Below are 14,296 nucleotides of genomic sequence, written 5' to 3' on the forward strand. Positions count from 1 at the left end.
CTCACGCTTTAATTAGTTAGCCTTGCAATTTCCTTCTCAAGATCTTTTTCTGCTTTGTAAGCTTTAAACTCTTGATATAAAAACTTTTCATCCTGAGGGTTTACACTGCGCTTACTTTCTTTGATCAAATCTTTGAAAAGCTCTTTAGTCTGATCAGGTGATAACGTCGTCAATGCACAGAAATAGTCTTTACCAGAAATATCGATAACATCGGCCTTAACGATACGGGAGCCATTTAATGTTTGTTTAGTAAGTTGTTTGGATACAGAGCTAAAGGTTGCGCCTACCGTTGTGTCCTCGTTTGCATCTGTACGGTTCGCGAATGTCTTATCAAGGCCTTCGATGCGTGTTTCAATCTGTTGAGCAAGAGCAAGACGTGCATTTGCAACCGCCATTTTTTGATCGATTGAAATATTGCCCGAGTATTTCACACAATCTGCGGCCGCTATACCATCTTCGATTGTTGGATTGAGAACCCACTCTGGAATATTAACTCTTGGACTTGAAGCCGCATCGTCTTTACTTGAACTACAAGCCGATAGTATCCCTATAACGGCCACTGATATAAGTAGTTGTTTTGCTTTCATGTTGGGTTCCTTAATTGCCCTGATTACGGAATAAAATTTATCAAAAAAATCATTGATTAACAGTAATAAATTGTAAAAACGATTTTTAACAATTTAGCACTTTCAATTCAATTTTTTACTATTTAATTTATTGTTATATGATTGAACACAACAACACTGCCATTATAAGAACAAGTATGCAAGGAATGCGATTCCAAATTGATTTATATAACTTCATGATAAAACTCTTGATCTTTACAGGTTGCTTGATGCTGAGCGGCTGTAACTTGACCCCTAAAGCTAACAAGCAGGCCATAGAATACGCGGAGCAAGGAGATTTTATCTCAGCCCAACAGCGTATTGACTATGCCTATAAAAACTCATCTCGTGACGAGCTATTGTATTATCTTGAATCAGGTATGTTAGCGCATTTACAACACCATTATGAATTAAGTAATCAACACCTTTCTCACGCAAAGGAAATCATTGAAGCTGCCTACACTGTCAGCATCAGCGACCAGCTTTTTTCTACTTTTACTGGCGCAAGTTACAAAAAATATACTGGTCGCGCTTTTCATAAACCCATGATCCATACATTAATGGCGCTTAATTATGTGTCGTTGGCAAACGCCTCGAAGGTAAACCGTGTTGCTTTGTATGACTCTGCACTGACAGAAATGCGCCAACTGGACTTATACCTATCTCAATTACAGCAACAAACCGGAGGCTACGTAAATCAACAAAAAGCAGGAAGTGATATTGAGCAAATTTTTAAAGCTATTTTTAATCAACCATTTATCAGCGGTGAACTTGAGTATAAAGATGATGCATTTGCACAGTATTTAAGTGGCGTTTTATATGAACAACAAGGCGAGCTAGATAGTGCTCGGATCCAATATGAGCGAGCGGTGAGCGCATACAAAAATGGCTTTAGTAAACAATACAAACTAGGTCAATATGCAGGCCAACAAGCACAGCAAGATCTCAACAGAATGGTTGCAGACAAGGAAGAAAACTACTTCACATTAGTTCAAAGCTTAGGTGTATCACCGCAGCGCAAAGAGTTTAACCTTTATCTTAGACCTGATGAAGAGGCACAAGCGATAGTGATTACGCCGATTTATTGGGGGACAAAAGAAGAACGCCAAGCCCAGTTCGCATGGTTTAATTTAATGTTTGCTGATACCAGTTTGTTTGATCTCATTCAAAACTATGCAACAGGCGACTTTAGTGATGTTGTATTAGGCACTGTCACAAAACGCTTACCTCTCGGTGATAAATTATGGCAAAAAGCCGTAGACGAAGGGGTGATTGATGCACTCAAGTATGGCAGTAGAATCTCCGTTACTTACTTACAACCCCATAAAAACGATATCCAACATGTTGCGCTTTTCGCTAACGGACAAAAACTTACAGAATTACACCCCTTTTATTCGGTAAACTTACTCACACTGTATGACGCGCTAGGTAATGCCAATATGGAAATTTACACCGCTATTTCTCGAGAAGTGTTAAAAGCAGTCACAGCAAGTAAAGCTATAAAGCAAGTTGGCATCCAGCAGAACTCGCTGTTGGCAGGGCTTGCTCAGCTAACATCATCTGTCACCAACGCCATTACAGCAGCGGCAGATACTAGACAATGGCAATCTTTACCAGGTGAAATTAGAGTGGCTCGAGTGAAATTACCCGAAAATACCACTCACCTGCAATTGCAAACCCAATTAAGGACTGGCAGAGTGATTAAACAGGATATACCGCTGAATCAAACAGCACCGTTGCTTAGCCACATTCGCACCTTCACCGGTGTAGCTGAACCAGAACAACAAAATTATTTATCATCTTTAACTAACATGGACTGAATACATGAAGCCTAAATTTGCAGTTAAATTAGTTGTCCCAATGCTCATCGCGTCTAGCGCAGCGATGACGGGTTGTTCTTCAACAACCAAAGTGAGTCGCGTGGACACCAATGAAGAAATAGCGCTTTCAGATAAATGGAATGCCAAAGACTCTCAGTTAGTTGCTGAAGCAATGATAAGCGATATGCTCGGCTTCCCTTGGGTACGCGAACACCGTGCCAAAGAAGGTACTCGACCCGCTATCATTATCCAATCTGTTCGTAATAAGTCGCATCAGCATATTGCAGTTGACACCTTTTTGAATGACCTCAAGCGCGCCATATTGCGAAGCGGGCAAGCTGACTTCGTCGCAAACCGCTATGTACGCGATGAAATTCGTGAGGAAAGACGAGACCAAGAGCTTAATTCAAGCCTCGAAACTCGTAATGAGATCGGCCAAGAGCAAGGTGCTGATTATGCACTATCCGGCACGATTAACTCATTTGTTGACGAACAAGGTGGTAGTCGGGTCACTTTCTACCAAGTAGATCTTCGATTAATAGACATGACGACTAACCGAGAGGTGTGGAATGGACAGAAGAAAATTCAAAAACTTCAAGAGCGCAGCGGGTATGGTTTCTAAACGTCTAGCGTTACCTCTGTGTATTCTACTTAGTTTATCTGCCTGTCAATCTACCAAGCAGGCGGTTGCAAAGGAAGAAAGCTTACCCACTTGGGCTACGCAGCAACCGAGTTCCGATTATCTAGTGTATGGCGTTGGTTCAGCGAGTCATATTGTAGATAGGACGGAAGCCAAACTTGCCGCCCAAGAAGCAGCTAGATTGGCGATTGCCAAACAGGTAAATGTGGAAATTGAAGGAACGACACAAGTTGCTCAAAGTCAGGCTAATGGCGATTTTTCGTATCGAGTGGATGAGATTTTATATTCTCGAGTTCCAAGCATACAATTACAGGGGATCAATATTGAGCAGGAGTTTTACTCCTCGGAGCAAAAAACGGCCTATGCCCTTGCCTCATTTAACAAGATTGAGTCGAGGATGCACGCTGAGCTTGATATTAGGCAACTTGACGAGGAGATCAGTAACGCGACCATTTCGGCACTAACCAATTCAGAAAAATTAAAAGAAGCGATGGCAATTAAACGACTAATTGCTAAAAGACGCAAAGCAAACGAATATCACAGGCAATTAGGTGGCGGCAGCATTGCCATACCAACCTCAGTGAGCAACAAAAGCAAAATGCTGAATGATTTTATTCAGTCATTAACTTTTAGTATTTCATCAAAGTTTTGGGGACAGGAGTCTATCCGCAACCAGTTAGCCGAAAGCTTGACTAAGCAAGGTCTTACTGTTGTGGGTGAAAAACAAAGTGCAGACTTTCAAATTGACTTTCGCGTAGATTTCGAAGATGTAAAGAAAAACAGCACTTATTATGTTTTTGCCAACTCGAGTTTAACACTCATGGAAAACGATAAAGAAAAGGCGCATGTTTCTGCACAAATAAAAGCAGCGTCTAGTTTTGAGAACATGGCTAAGTCTAATGCTGAAGAAAAGTCAGCAAAAATGCTAAGCAAAAAGCTGACGATGTTAATCATTGATAGCAAAATCTGAAGTAAGGCCCTTTAATAGGGCCTTACTTATCCCTTCCTAGAATGATTTCACCACTTTAACGCTGCTATCTGCAGCTCCCGAAGACACAAACCCAATTAGGTTAGGGTTACTCGCAACGAGTTTAAGTACCTCAGCATCATCGGCGGCTTCTTTTGGTGGCGTCCCTTTTCCAGTAAATACTAATTTTGACCAATAAGCTTTAAGTTGGCTTGATGACTTATTAAGTACCTTTTCATTAAACTCATCGGTTACCGTCGAGCCATCAGCCTGTGTTATCGGAAGTGCTTTAGAGCCATCGGAGAATGACTTTGATTTACCAATAAAAATTTGCTTAATTTCGTTCTCATCCAGTGTAGAAGTATTGGCAGGATTGACAATGACATCCACGGCTAGGCAACTATAAGCGCTGCAAAGTAGAGTAAGTAAAAATAATTTTTTCATGCTTCTCTCCTTAAAATACCATGTCGATGCCAATTGTAATGGCTTTACTATCACCTGCGACCGCTAAACCAACGGAGTTATCCTCTACCTCATCATACTGGATCTTGAAAGCGGCGGAAGAATGGAAATCCCAACGTACTCCAAACGAAGTGGTTTCATGGCTTTCAGCATCGTCGCCCTCGCCTTCAAAATCTGCGTAAGATACGAATGGCGTGATATTGTCAAAGCGATAGCCCAGTGTCAGCATCTTGGTGTCTAGATTGCCGTCTAAGTCCAACCGATTTAGCTCAGATAAAATAAAGAAATTTCCCCAGTCTGCATTTACTGCTAAACCATAAAACTTACCATCTCGCTCATCACTCCCCTCCCATAAGACGGGCTCTCCAGAGCGATACCGCTGGTTGGTGTAACGCATGTGGGTTAAACGCACTTCAAGCCAATCATTACTGGTTTGAATTACGCCGCCTAGGATGTCTTTCCAGATTTCTCTAGTTGGCTCTTGAAAGAAAAACTCGCTCAACAGCTTATTGTCATCATCGTCTTCTTTACCAGCGTAAATATTCCCGCTTAATGACCAGTCGCCTATACTGCCGCTGTAGAGCATATTGATGCCATTATAATTAAAGATTTGCCAGGTGTAGTTGTCCGCGGGTGCACGCATCCAAATATAGGCATAACCCACATCATAAAAGTCGGAATAATAAAATAGCGGTAAGCGCTTTTTACCTGCTTGGAACGTCCAATTCTCATTAATCTCATAGGACAAATAAGCCCACTCAAACTTTGCATCAAAATCGTCTGCGCCGCGCGCAACAATCTGACCAGTAACGCTTAAACCTTCGGTTAGATCAGCACTAAATTGAAGGCCCATCAATGTTTCAGGTTCAAATGAGATATCCTCGTCGTAAACACTGACGATAGGATAATCGGCGAGAAATATTGGATCGTTTATTCCGAATTGTGGAACACCACTTCCGCTCAACACCTTACCAGCATTGATACTTGCAAATCCGGAAAAGTTAACCTCTGCATGCCCTGAAAAACAGGCAAGGCAAAGGGTACAACCTAAAGCTAGTTTCATCTTCATTGTGATTCATCCCAATTGCTTGTTCTACAAGTACTACATTGCAAGTATAGTTAAATTTAAAAAAATGCTAGCAAAAGCAGCAAATTGATAAAAATATTTGCAGAAAAAGGGATGAAATAGGAACAAAAAAGCAGCTTACGCTGCTTTTTAACAATTAAGATTCGTCGTTATAATAACGTTCAATTTGGTCCTTCAAGTTTGGCGGTACACCTTTAATCGTAAGCGTATCAGTCGCAGCATCATAAATAACCCGCTCACCCAAATGCTTACGTTCAAAGCCAACGCTTACTCCACCGCCAAGCCCAGAAAATTTCACCATACTCGTGACTGTCTTTTTATCGACAGGAAAGCTTTCTTCCAGCTCATAGCCCTGCTCTTTATAAAAGTCTTCAAACTTTACGTCTGAAGACTTAGAAAGCGTCTCGGACAGTGTGTTAACATCTGCATCCTCGCCGCTTGAAACACAGTCGTTACAGTAATCAAAAATTTCCTTGCGGATGTCGTCTTTTTCAGACTTTTCAAATTGCTGTGTCGACAAATAATCCTCAACCGCGTGTAACATAGTTTGCGATTGCTGCTTTGGATCGATCCCCTCTTCACAACCAAGAAAATCTAAAAAGAAATCAGCAACCTTTCGACCAGCTCGCCCCTTAATGAAGGAAATATAACGGTTTTCTTCTGCGGCTGTATCCCAAGCATCTAAATCGATTCTAGCAGCCAATTGCATACGTGAAATATCTAAGTGTTTTGCTGCGGATAAGTCTAGGTCTGAGGTAATCGTGTAATGCTCTTTAATATTAATCAGTGCAATCATAATAAAATTGCTGGCAACATACTGATAATGACAAAACACTAAATACCCAGTTTCATGAAATGCATACTTATTAAGCTCTTCTTTAAGCACATTGGTTGCTTCTTGGGTTAAATTCCAAAAGTTAAGCTCATTATTTCTATAACTCTGCATCGCAGACGCGACCACACTGCTTTTTTCGCCGCTAAAAGCACAGAACCCTTTACCCGGTTTGCCATTGTAGGCATGATGCAATTGTTCAATGAAAACATTAACTTTGTCATTGATTTGCATTTCATCGTCACGTAGATGTATTTCGGTATCTTCGTCTTGTTTGTCTACATAGTGAACAACTAGTTTTTTTACCTCAACGCTCATCTTTGTTTTTCACGCCTCTAATGTTAAAATGTAAAAATTATTGCTTTTATAAATTGAACCAACTGATGCCTATCCAATCAAAGTATTCCAATAAACAAGTAGAAGAAATTGTTGACCAATTAGTTAATGTATTAAGCTCGCAAAACGCACCAGTTGATCTCAGCTTAATGTGTTTGGGTAATTCTATCACGCACATTCTAAAAGAACATGTTCCAGAGAGTAAGAGACAATCTGTTGCCGAAAATTTTGCCAAAGCACTTACACAATCAGTAAAGTAACGGAATGAATCTTACACCGCACAGCCCTTTTTCATCAAAAGCAAGTCAATTACTCAGCTGGGGACACTGGTTTACCTTTGCTAACATTGGCTTGGTTTTATTGATTAGCTCAGTTTATTTGTTCGCCGACAAAGCGCCAAGTACCTTTGTCGGTTGGTTTTATATGCTGATCACGTGGATAAGCCATACCAGCTTTATCACTTTTTGTGCGTTTGTATTAACTATCTTTCCGCTTAGTTTAATATTCCCTTACCCGCGACATATTCGCGGGATGGCTGCAATTATTGCCTCGGTTGGTATTGTTGTACTAACAGTAGATGCCTTTGTTTACTTACAACTTGGCTACCATATAAACCCAGCTTCGCTTTCCGATATTTTTGTTTTATTGTGGGAAACCTTAGTCGGATCATCCCTAGTTAATCTCATCATTACCATTGCAATGCTTGGACTGGTGCTCACTTTTGAACTACTCGCAGGCAATTATGCTTGGCGTCATTTGGCCGAGCTTAAATCCTATAAATTCCCTCGCTATGCTACTGGCACCATTGTTACCTGCTTTGCGCTCAGTCACAGCTTGCATATTTGGGCTGATGCGAATGCCTTTTTCGATATCACTAAGCAAGATAATGTATTACCCCTCTCTTATCCTACAACCGCAAAGAGCTTACTTGCCAGACATGATTTACTTGATATCGAGCAGTATGAAGAAGCGCACTCACTAAGCATTGGTGATACGCATTCAAAATACAAAGCCCCTGTAATTTCGGCGGTATGCAAAGAAAAGAAAGATACCACAGAGCAACCTATCAACGTTTATGCTTACACAGATGAGGCGCTGTTCCAAAAAACAGCAACAGCACTTCAGAGCAACGGTAAAAATAACGTGTTCCGAATGGATTCTGTTTTACGCGCAGGAAATAGCAGCGATGCGTTATTCAGCCTGATATACGGTCTACCGAGTTATTATAAAGAGTCTGTTCTGCTACAGCAGCAAGTTCCGGTATGGTCAATTAATAATGACTTAATGAGTGTTGATGCTAACGGCGAGTTCTCTTTTGTTCCTTCTCATCAAGCAAGTAAATTAACAATCATTGAAGTAAGTGACAAAATTGACATTGATAGTTCAAAGCCGTTCGTGGCAATTGATATTAGTGCACAGCAAGCGACGGTATTAACCAGTTCTGCGGTAACGAACATTGAGCTGTTTGCTCAGGCTTCTGGTCTTGTGCAGCCCAATGACATCACCTACACCCTATTAAGCTCTTATCTAGGCTGCGACCCCCTTGCTCAACAAAGTATGCTGGCATCGAACATTAAAACTCGCTCTCATGCAGAAGGCGTCAACTTTACGCAAGGTGTCTTAGTTGCCTTCAAAAAAGACAAAATCACCTTAGTCAATCAAGATGGTAGCTTCAAGCAGATGTCAGCAAAGGAAGGCTTTGTGTTAAACGGTAATCTAGATATTCCATTTTTAATACAAAGTATTAAGACATTAAAAAAATTCACGGCCCCTGAAGCGCAATAACCTTGAACAAAGTGGGATGTCATCTATGGTTAAGTAGATATTAACTGTTACAGCAAGGATGCCACATGCAATTATATCTAAAACTATTTGTACTGATTTTTGTCTCTACTCATTGTTTCGCCACAACAACGGTAAAATACTTCAAATGCACGACCGACAGAGGCATCGTTTTTAGCCAATTTCCCTGCTCGGCCAATGCGACTCAGCATACAATAACTACATCCGATCCTAAAGCCTCGGCTCCCTCTGAGCAGCACTATAAAACGTTAAACAATTTGGAACGTAACCAAATTGCGAAAAGGACAAAGCGTGCGCTCAGAGCCAAACACCATGAAAAAGCCGTGCTCAATCGCAAAAGAGATACCGCGGTTAGAGAGCAACAGGATAAATTAACTAAGCTGATGAATGAAGACAGGCGTAAAAAGGTTGTAAGGCAAGTTAAAAAGGAAATAAAGGCCATTAATAAGGCACATGCTAAAGCAATTAAAAGCCTAGAGAAAGAGATTTCAAAATTAGAAAAGCAACTCAAAGAATATGAGTGATATAGCCGCTCATTTACATTGATTGCTTTTTGAGAATCACACTTGGTCAATGAGCATTCGCTATAGTTATGCAAATGCCTTGACTGGTATTACCAGATGACTTTTCGCACATTACCTTGTAAAGTGAAACCACTACGCGTGGATAATTTATGAGGGATGTAGATGCAAGCACAGCAGTTAGCAGAGCGAATTTTATCAGGTTTTCAAAACCACTATCACGCATTTGTAAAAATTACCAAACTGGCACCCATCGCTTTTGCTGCTCAAAATTGGGGAGAGATAGAGCGAATAAGTAAAGCGAGGATCAGCCAATACGATAGCAAAGTTGATGAAACCGCACAGAAGTTAATACAACTCTATGGCTCGACGCAACTGGATGAATCGCTATGGTATCAAGTAAAACAGGCTTACCTTGAGCGTCTTACCTTTCACCCTCAACCAGAGCTTGCTGAAACTTTCTATAATTCAGTTTTTTGTCGTCTCTTTCACCGCCGATATTACAATAGCGATTTCATTTTTGTTGAAACCCAGCTTGCTAACGCCACATCACTCCCTGTAGAAGCTGAGTATCGAAGTTATTTTCCAGTCGTCAGTGGCCTTAAGCCCACCATAAAAAGAATCATTGAACATATCGACTTCCATTGTGAGTTTGAAGATTTAGATAGAGATATTCGACTACTCGTTAAGGCGTTTCTTAAACAAGCACCCAACACGCATCATCAGGCGCATTTAATGCGCTTCGATATCCTCAGCGCACCTTTCTATCGTAATAAAGGTGCCTATATTGTCGGCCGAGTGGTATCTAAATCTGGTGTACAGCCGTTTATCATTTCAGTGTTACATGCACAAACAGGGGGCTTACTGATTGATGCGCTGCTTACCAATAGCTCACAAATGCGGGTGATTTTTGGTTTTGCACGTGCTTACTTTTTAGTAGAGACCCATGCTCCATCTGCGCTAGTTAAGTTTTTAAATCAACTTATGCCAAATAAAACAAAGGCTGAGCTTTATAACGCCATCGGCTTTCATAAGCAGGGGAAAACCGAATTTTATCGTGAGTTTTTACACCACTTAGCTAATTCCGAAGAACAATTTGAAGTCGCACCAGGTACACCGGGTATGGTGATGATGGTATTCACTCTGCCAAGCTTTCCCTATGTTTTTAAAGTGATCCGTGACCAATTTCCAGAAAGTAAGCCATTTACAAAGACAACCGTTTTAGAGCGCTACCAACTCGTAAAGCGCCACGATCGTGTGGGTAGAATGGCAGATACAATTGAATATTCCGATGTAGTGATCCCACTTGCACGTATTTCACCAGCCCTTTATCAGCTATTGCTCGATTCTATCTCTCAAAGTATACGTATTGAGGGGGATAATATGGTGATAAAGCACTTGTATATTGAGCGCCGCATGACACCGCTCAACCTCTTTGTACAGCAAGCCGATGAAGAAACGTGCGAGCAAGTCATTAGAGATTATGGCTATGCGCTCAAAGAAATGCTCGCTGTAAACATTTTTCCAGGAGACATGCTGTTAAAAAACTTTGGCGTAAGTAAACATCATAGAGTTATCTTCTATGACTATGATGAGGTGCAATATCTCACAGAAATGAACTTTAGAGCGCTGCCAAAACAAGGACTTGATAATATGTACGACTCTGGCGATATTTCCAGTGCACCACAAGACGTCTTTCCTGAACAGTTGTGTACATTTGTTCTGACAAATCCTACACTAAAGGAAATGTTTCTGCGCCATCATGCTGATTTGGCTGAGGTGTTGTTTTGGCAGCAAGCACAACGAGATATTCGTGAGAAAGTCGTAAGACATATTTACCCTTATCCACATGAAAATCGCTTTCTCCAAGATGCCAAAAAAGAAGAATAATACAAAGGAAAACTGAGTGAACATTAGTAAAATTGACCTTAACCTGCTGGTTTACCTCGATACCTTACTTCGAGAGTGCAATGTAACACGTGCCGCAAATCAATTAAGTATTACCCAACCGGCAATGAGTAACGGTCTTAAGCGTCTCAGAAACCTCTTTAACGACCCTATTTTGGTACGTACCAGCGAAGGCATGGTGCCAACAGAGCGCGCGCTTGAGCTGCAGCCTGTGATCCGTGGCATACTCATGACTTTGGAAGAAACCTTAGCCCCTAACAGGGAGTTTGAAGCAGCGAGTAGTAATCGAGTATTTAGGATTATGGCCAGCGATTATGCTGCAAGTACGCTTGCGCCGAAACTTCTAACTAAACTTCATGAAGAAGCCCCAGATACAACCCTTGATATTCTCACGCCGAGTGATGTTACTTTTCATGATGTAGAAAATGGCAAGGTAGACATGGCAATTAACCGCTTCGAAAATCTACCTCAATCGTTTCACCACAAACGAATTTGGAAGGATAGTTTTTGCTGTCTGGTGAAATCCGATAACCCGGTTATTACCAACTTTACGCTTGATGCCTATTTAAAATCTCGCCATATTTGGGTAAGTAAAACCGGATTTGGTGTTGGGGTTGGAATGGATCCCGCTGATGTACAGAAGCTTGGCTGGGTTGACGAGGCGCTTGCACACTTTGGAAAACACAGAAACATCGCAACTTTTACACGTAATTATCACGTTGCAATTCACTTAGCAAAAGAGCAGAATTTAATCGCAACATTGCCGTCAAAAGCCGCGAATATCTATCGTGATGATCCGACCTTAGCGGTTCTGGAACCGCCATTCCCTATTCCGCCGTTTGAGTTAGATATGATTTGGAGCCCGCTATTACACCGCGATGCGAGCCACATTTGGTTGAGACAAAAAATTGCTGAGGTAGCTGAAGAGCTAGCATAGCGATATAAATAAGCTTTGCTTAGGTGCGCCTTTTGAAATTGGTATCGCCAGCTAATTGAACTATCCTTTTATCTATATGCATAAAAGGTGCAATAGAGCATGGCGAAATTCTCTTATAGAGCAACGGTTGATAGTAAAGAGAAACTTATCCACGCAGCCGCATACGGGGAATGCGTGGAAGCCAATATTATCGAGATGTACAAAAATTTAGGACTTGCACTTAAATCGAATCAGCTAAAAAGTTTAGTTATCGACGTCTCTCAATTACATATTACCTACGACTATCCAAGCGTGCTAACCGTTTTACAAAAACTCAATCAATTTGTCGATGGGATTACTCTTGCCCGAGTTATCTCCCCCTCAGACACCAAAAGTGGATTAATTGAAGCATTTGCTGACAAGCACGGCTTAACGATTAAGAACTTCGAGAACTACAACGACGCAGTGGCTTGGGTACATACTGTAAATCCAAAAAATAATTAAGAATATTCAGAACAAAGTCATGATATCAGTGATATTATTTGCCGTTGGTCAATAACAAATGGCCAACCATAAGTAATACCAATTGAATTAATTCTCTAATCAATTTGAAGGGTGAAATAGCATATTAGCTTCGTTAAAAATTTCTCATTTAGAACAACTAAATAGCAAAATTTTTGCCTTGCTACTAAAGCTATTTCCCCGCTTCAAGATAGATCATTTACTTAATACAACTGGTATAATTTGTGAACAACCTTTATTTCATAATAGGGAACTATGGAACACTATATCTCAACGTTCATTTTTTTCTTTGCGGTCATCGACCCCATTGGCACTATACCGGTATTTATCGCAACCACCACTGGCTTTGATATTGCGACGAAACGAAAAATAGCGTTTAAAGCCACACTGGTTGCAGCCATTGTGTTGCTGTTTTTTATTATTGCGGGCGAAATCATTTTAAACGCGATTGGTATTCCCCTACCTGCATTCGCGATTGCCGGAGGCATCGTACTGTTCATCTTTGCCATGACAATGATTTTTGGCGAGGGTAAGCCAAGTGAAGAGCTTAAGTTAGACAGTAAAGCATCCGATACCGCTATTTTCCCTTTAGCAATGCCTTCTATCGCAAGCCCAGGGGCAATGTTGGCAGCCGTTTTGCTGACTAAAAACAGCGAAAACAATGTATTTGAACAACTCCAAACCTCGATGATTATGCTCAGCGTATTGGCTATCGTGTTGCTATTTTTACTGGTTGCGACAAAAATTCACCAATGGATTGGTGATAGTGGCGCAAGTATCGTCAGCCGAGTAATGGGACTTATTTTAGCTTCCGTTGCGGTATCTAGTGTATTGGCGGGTATTAAAGAATATTTTATGTTGTAATAGAGAGTAACGAGAGGGTGAGCCCTCTCTTTCGATGTCATTGTTTCAAAATAAATTTCTTCACCGCTTTATTATGCTCAGTCAGTGTTTTCGAAAAGTGATGTCCACCATCTCCTGACGCAACAAAGTAAAAGTATTCGGTTGTTGCTGGATTAAGTGCCGCATGGATAGCAGCACGAGACGGCATTGCAATGGGTGTCGGTGGCAAGCCATCAATTCGATAAGTGTTATATGGCGTCTTTTCACGGATATCTTCACGTTTAATGTCACCATCAAAGTGCTCACCAATACCATAAATAATGGTTGGATCTGTCTGTAAACGCATACCTTTACGTAAGCGATTGATAAAAACGGAGGCTACTTTATCTCTTTCTGCAACTACGCCCGTTTCTTTCTCAATAATCGAAGCCAAGATCAAGGCTTCATAAGGCGTGTTTAAAGGAAGGTCTGGCATTCTATTTTGCCATTCCTTTTCAAGCACACTCTGCATTTTGGTATGAGCACGTTTAAGTAAGCGTAGCGCTGAGTCATTTCCATGATAGTGGTATGTATCGGGGTACAACCATCCTTCAGCTGAACTTTGCGATATATTCAGTTGTGCTGTGAGCTTATCAATGTCTTGCCTTAAGTAGGGGGCGCTGAGAAGCTTGTTTTTGACTTCCCAAATGGGCATCCCTTCAATGATTGTAAAGCTAAAGTTGTGTTGATCCCCGCGACTAATTTTGCTGATGGCATCTAGCACAGTTAGCCCTTTAAGATCATAAAAGCCCGCTTGTAACGCGAATAACTTAGGCTCTAACTTACTATAAAGTTGATAAGGAAAGCAGTTAGATAATGCCTCGCTACGCTGCCATAGATGACATAGCTGATTAAATGTTTGCCCAGCCTTTATCTCAACTAATGGCTCAGAGATATTAAGTGGTTCAAATTTAACCTTATTTATTTGCTGAGATAACCACCATGACGCTGCTGCTATCAAAAATGCGACTATGATAAACAGTTTTTTCATTTAT

Annotated in this window: 15 protein-coding genes; 10 read left to right on the top strand and 5 right to left on the bottom strand. The window is 41.0% G+C overall.

All coding sequences use genetic code 11. The features are described 5' to 3' along the window. Nucleotides 1-8 precede the first annotated feature (8 nt). Nucleotides 9-587: an LPP20 family lipoprotein gene (locus EXT48_RS08970; protein WP_039497557.1), complete on the bottom strand. Its 579-nt coding sequence runs from the start codon at nt 585-587 to the stop codon at nt 9-11. A gap of 176 nt (nt 588-763) precedes the next feature. On the opposite strand from EXT48_RS08970, the gene EXT48_RS08975 reads away from it, so the two are divergent. From EXT48_RS08975 to EXT48_RS08985, 3 genes are read left to right on the top strand one after another with little or no spacing between them, the layout of a single operon-like run. Beyond that, nucleotides 764-2,425 (top strand): hypothetical protein, encoded by a 1,662-nt coding sequence (locus tag EXT48_RS08975; RefSeq protein WP_130164247.1) that lies wholly within the window; start codon nt 764-766, stop codon nt 2,423-2,425. Nucleotides 2,426-2,429: 4 nt separating this feature from the next. Further along, nucleotides 2,430-3,047 carry a penicillin-binding protein activator LpoB gene (locus EXT48_RS08980; RefSeq protein ID WP_017219134.1) on the top strand — a complete coding sequence of 206 codons (618 nt, stop codon included), beginning with the start codon at nt 2,430-2,432 and terminating at the stop codon, nt 3,045-3,047. After that, complete coding sequence (locus tag EXT48_RS08985) at nt 2,995-4,035, top strand: hypothetical protein (protein WP_240703368.1); 1,041 nt, start codon at nt 2,995-2,997, stop codon at nt 4,033-4,035. Before EXT48_RS08980 ends, EXT48_RS08985 begins: the two co-directional genes overlap by 53 nt. 36 nt (nt 4,036-4,071) lie before the next feature. On the opposite strand, the gene EXT48_RS08990 is transcribed toward EXT48_RS08985, so the two are convergent. The 3 genes from EXT48_RS08990 to yejK form a co-directional block, all read right to left on the bottom strand. Then, nucleotides 4,072-4,476, bottom strand: coding sequence for a phosphate ABC transporter substrate-binding protein (locus EXT48_RS08990; protein WP_039497548.1), 405 nt, complete (start codon nt 4,474-4,476; stop codon nt 4,072-4,074). A gap of 10 nt (nt 4,477-4,486) precedes the next feature. Next, complete coding sequence (locus EXT48_RS08995) at nt 4,487-5,563, bottom strand: porin (RefSeq protein WP_010604987.1); 1,077 nt, start codon at nt 5,561-5,563, stop codon at nt 4,487-4,489. A 154-nt stretch (nt 5,564-5,717) separates the two neighbouring features. After that, on the bottom strand, nt 5,718-6,731 hold the full coding sequence (yejK, locus tag EXT48_RS09000) for a nucleoid-associated protein YejK (protein ID WP_039497545.1): 1,014 nt from the start codon (nt 6,729-6,731) through the stop codon (nt 5,718-5,720). Between the two features lie 65 nt (nt 6,732-6,796). Here yejK and EXT48_RS09005 point away from each other — a divergent pair, with 65 nt between their 5' ends. From EXT48_RS09005 to EXT48_RS09035, 7 genes are all read left to right on the top strand, one after another. Further along, a complete protein-coding gene (locus EXT48_RS09005; protein ID WP_010374035.1) occupies nt 6,797-7,009 on the top strand; it encodes a DUF1414 domain-containing protein in 213 nt (70 codons plus the stop codon). Nucleotides 7,010-7,013: 4 nt separating this feature from the next. After that, nucleotides 7,014-8,534, top strand: coding sequence for a DUF3413 domain-containing protein (locus EXT48_RS09010; protein ID WP_130164248.1), 1,521 nt, complete (start codon nt 7,014-7,016; stop codon nt 8,532-8,534). A gap of 65 nt (nt 8,535-8,599) precedes the next feature. After that, the gene (locus EXT48_RS09015) at nt 8,600-9,076 is read left to right on the top strand and encodes a DUF4094 domain-containing protein (protein WP_130164249.1); all 477 of its coding nucleotides are present in this window, start codon (nt 8,600-8,602) and stop codon (nt 9,074-9,076) included. A 162-nt stretch (nt 9,077-9,238) separates the two neighbouring features. Continuing rightward, complete coding sequence (aceK, locus tag EXT48_RS09020; protein WP_130164250.1) at nt 9,239-10,963, top strand: bifunctional isocitrate dehydrogenase kinase/phosphatase; 1,725 nt, start codon at nt 9,239-9,241, stop codon at nt 10,961-10,963. Between the two features lie 16 nt (nt 10,964-10,979). Beyond that, nucleotides 10,980-11,918 (top strand): LysR family transcriptional regulator, encoded by a 939-nt coding sequence (locus EXT48_RS09025; RefSeq protein ID WP_010374031.1) that lies wholly within the window; start codon nt 10,980-10,982, stop codon nt 11,916-11,918. Between the two features lie 99 nt (nt 11,919-12,017). After that, on the top strand, nt 12,018-12,401 hold the full coding sequence (locus EXT48_RS09030; protein WP_017219128.1) for a hypothetical protein: 384 nt from the start codon (nt 12,018-12,020) through the stop codon (nt 12,399-12,401). Nucleotides 12,402-12,674: 273 nt separating this feature from the next. Beyond that, nucleotides 12,675-13,283, top strand: a complete 609-nt coding sequence (locus tag EXT48_RS09035) for a MarC family protein (RefSeq protein ID WP_130164251.1) — start codon at nt 12,675-12,677, stop codon at nt 13,281-13,283. Between the two features lie 37 nt (nt 13,284-13,320). On the opposite strand, the gene mltG is transcribed toward EXT48_RS09035, so the two are convergent. Next, entirely contained in the window at nt 13,321-14,292 is a 972-nt protein-coding gene (mltG, locus tag EXT48_RS09040) for an endolytic transglycosylase MltG (RefSeq protein WP_130164252.1), read from the bottom strand. Between the last annotated feature and the right edge of the window lie 4 nt (nt 14,293-14,296).

It is taken from the genome of Pseudoalteromonas sp. CO348 (assembly GCF_004208845.1).
Classification (GTDB): Bacteria; Pseudomonadota; Gammaproteobacteria; order Enterobacterales; family Alteromonadaceae; genus Pseudoalteromonas; species Pseudoalteromonas maricaloris.